Below are 3136 nucleotides of genomic sequence, written 5' to 3' on the forward strand. Positions count from 1 at the left end.
ACCCACGGTGCGCTGCGCCTCCTGCTCGCGGTGACGGCCCTCGTCGCGGTGCTCTTCGGCGTCTTCGCGCAGCAGGCCGGAGCGATGCAGGCGCGTGCGGCGAGCGAGGCGCGCGAGCAGTCGGCCCAGCTGATCGGCGTGCAGACGGTGCGCAACCTCCTCGTCGACGCGAACGCGATCGCGGCGAACACCTTCCTGGTGGGCGGACTCGAACCGACCGATCAGCGCCTCGCCTACGTCTCGAACCTCACCGAGGCGTCCGCCGGGATCACCAGGCTCGCGGCGAGTGACTCGGCCGACACCGGAGCGCTCGCCGACATCGCGAGCAGGGTCACCACGTACAGCGGCCTGATCGAGCAGGCCCGCGCCAACAACCGGCAGGGCTTCCCGGTCGCCTCCGCGTACCTCGATCAGGCGTCCGCCGAGCTCTCGGGCAGCGATGGGATCCTCAGCGATCTCAATCGCCTCGTGGGGGCCGGAGCCGACCGGGTGGCGGCCGCCTACGACACCGTCCGCTGGAGCGTCCTGCTGATGATCGGCTCGCTGGCGATGCTGGTCCTGCTGCTCGCGGCGCAGGTCTGGCTCGCGCGTCGCACGCACCGCTACCTCAATCGACCGCTCGCCACGGCCACGGCCCTGCTCCTGGTGCTCGGCGTCGGCGGTGCTGTCGCCTACGGATCGACGGCGGCCGACGCGAGCAGGGCACGCAGCGACTCCTACCGGGGAGCGCTGGCTGTGTCGCAGGCGCTGACCGCCGCGAGCGACGCGAAGTCGCTCGAGAGCTTCACGCTGATCGCACGCGGCTCGGGAGCCGCCCTCAAGGAGGAGTACCGCGTGGCGTCGGACTCCGCTCGGGTCACACTGCAGAACGGTGTCGAGGACGGGATCGTCGATGGGCGTCTCGTCGACGCGCTGAGTGCCTGGCAGGCGTTCCATGATCGGATCCGGGACGCGGACGAGGCGGGCAGATGGGACGAGGCGGTCGACATCGCGACGGCGACGGGCAGCGGCACAGCCAACGACCTGTTCCTCGCCTTCTCTGTCGAGGCCCGCACCGCCGTGCAGGAGAAGTCCGACGCGGCGGCCGCGACCCTCGCCTCGGGGGCCGGAGTGTCGTCCCTCGTGTCCTGGTTGCTGCTGGCCGCCGGCCTGGCCGGCGCCGTGCTCTCTTGGCGCGGCGTCTCGCAGCGACTGGAGGAGTACCGATGAACCGGCTGCGCACCGCCGCCCTCGCCCTCGTCACCGCTGCGGTGCTCGCCGTGACGGGCTGCACCTCCGGTGCCGACGACCTCGGAGCGCCGCTGCCCGCCGCGACTGCGACGGCGAGCACGGCGCCCGGCTCGAGTGCGACGCTCCGTCGAGCGACTGCTCGCCCTCGGCCGTGACCTCCTACGCGCCGACCGGAGTGACCGACAGCCCCCGCCTGACCGCGGTCCGTGACCGCGGCAGCCTCCGGGTCGGCGTCTCGGCCGACACCCTGCTGATGAGCGCCCGGAATCCGATCACCGGCTCGATCGAGGGGTTCGACGTCGACATCGCCCGCGAGATCGCCCGCGCGATCCTCGGCAGTCCCGACGCCGTCACCTACGTCGTCATCACCTCGGCGCAGCGCCTGCCGTCGCTCGCCGGCGGCGACGGCGCCCCCCAGGTCGACATGGTCGCCCGCACGCTCACGATGACGTGCGACCGCTGGAGCTCGATCGCGTTCTCGTCCGAGTACTACGACGCGGGCCTCAAGGTGCTGGTCTCGGACGACCCCGAGGGCCCGCGCGTCGCGAGCATCGACGATCTCGACGGCAAGAGGGTCTGTGCGCCGAGCGGCACCACCACCTTCAGCCGCCTGCAGAACGACTACCCCGAGGTGACGGCGGTCGAGGCCGACACCCACTCGCAGTGCCTGGCGCAATTCCAGGAGGGGAAGGTCGACGCGATCGCGGGCGACGACACGATCCTCGCCGGCTTCGTGGCTCAGGACCCGTACGCGACTGTCATCGGCGACGCGCTGAGTTCGGAGCCCTACGGCCTGGGCCTGCCCGCCGACGACCCGGACTTCGTCCGCTTCGTCAACGGCGCGCTCGAGACGATCCGCAGCGACGGCCGCTGGCAGAGCATCTACGACCGCTGGCTCGGAGTATTGGGCGAGGCATCACCGCCTGCTGCGGAGTACGGCCGATGAGCACGGGTCTCGCGGAGGGGACGCCCGTCGCTCCCGGGCGGCTGGGCGAGGCCGCGCCGCAGCGCGAACTCTTCGAGTACCTCGCCGCGCTGACCCGCTGGCTCGACCGAACGACCCGCGAGCTCTCGCGTCTGGACGCCGCGGCGCTCGCGTCGCCGCAGGCCGAGAACTACACGGCCGACGTGGTGCTCGCGCAGTCGCTCCGCGAGTCCGTGACACGGCGCCTGGCCGAGCTCGAGGCCGCCTGGGACTCGGGCCGGGTCGATGTCGTCGCGCGGGAGCGGATGTCGCAGTTGATCTGGGGGCGTCTCGACGCCTCCGGGAACGGCGCCGTCTCGCTCGTCGAAGCCGTGCGACTGTGCGACGCGGTCGTCGGCCAACTCCGCTCCCGCCTCGCGCTCGATCCCAGCGGCACCGACGTGGCTGGTCGGATCGTCGGGGTCCGGGCCGAGATCGAGCGCTGCCGTGATCTGACCCGTGAAGGCGGAGGAGGCGTCGATCGTGTCCGGGCCGAGCGGGTCGACGTGCTGCGCTCCCGACTCGACGCCCTCGCTGAGAAGGCGGGGCGGGGAGCGGACGTGTCCGGCCCGCTCGGCCAACTCGAGGGCGATTCCGCCCGGCTGGAGCGCGACCTGATCATCGCCGCCTCCGAACGCCGTGGACTCGAGCGCGACCGTCGGCGCGCGCGCGAGCTGACCGAGGCCGCTGAGCGTCGAGAGGCACCGCTGCGTGAGCTGGTCGCCCGCTGCCGTCGCGAGATCGCGGATCCGCCGCGCCTGGCCGTCCCGGACGTCTCGCGGCTCGGCGAGCCTCCGCGCGATCGGGAGGCGCTCGACGCACATCTCACGCGTCTCACCGCGGTGGGGCGCGCGTTCGACGCGGTCGAGGCCGCCTACACGTCGCCACTGCGGGAGCGCGCGGCGCTCGGCTTCCGTCTACGCGCGCTGCGGGAACGCGCCC

At 72.7% G+C, this 3136-nt stretch carries 4 protein-coding genes; all 4 read left to right on the forward strand.

The window, feature by feature from the left end:
* Positions 1-1209 (forward strand): hypothetical protein (locus ACH61_RS18635; protein ID WP_068213450.1); only part of this gene is annotated, 1209 nt, incomplete at its 5' end.
* Entirely contained in the window at positions 1206-1385 is a 180-nt protein-coding gene (locus ACH61_RS18640; RefSeq protein WP_068213453.1) for a hypothetical protein, read from the forward strand. The genes ACH61_RS18635 and ACH61_RS18640, both read left to right, overlap by 4 nt.
* Entirely contained in the window at positions 1382-2176 is a 795-nt protein-coding gene (locus ACH61_RS18645) for a glutamate ABC transporter substrate-binding protein (protein ID WP_068213455.1), read from the forward strand. Before ACH61_RS18640 ends, ACH61_RS18645 begins: the two co-directional genes overlap by 4 nt.
* Positions 2173-3136 (forward strand): coiled-coil domain-containing protein (locus ACH61_RS14645; protein ID WP_068213459.1); only part of this gene is annotated, 964 nt, incomplete at its 3' end. The genes ACH61_RS18645 and ACH61_RS14645, both read left to right, overlap by 4 nt.

The organism is Rathayibacter tanaceti, from assembly GCF_001634385.1.
GTDB classification, from domain to species: Bacteria; Actinomycetota; Actinomycetes; order Actinomycetales; family Microbacteriaceae; genus Rathayibacter; species Rathayibacter tanaceti.

Bases quoted from the DNA above. Each gene is read 5' to 3' on its own strand.
- ACH61_RS18640 (WP_068213453.1), top strand. From the start codon at position 1,206: ATGAACCGGCTGCGCACCGCCGCCCTCGCCCTCGTCACCGCTGCGGTG.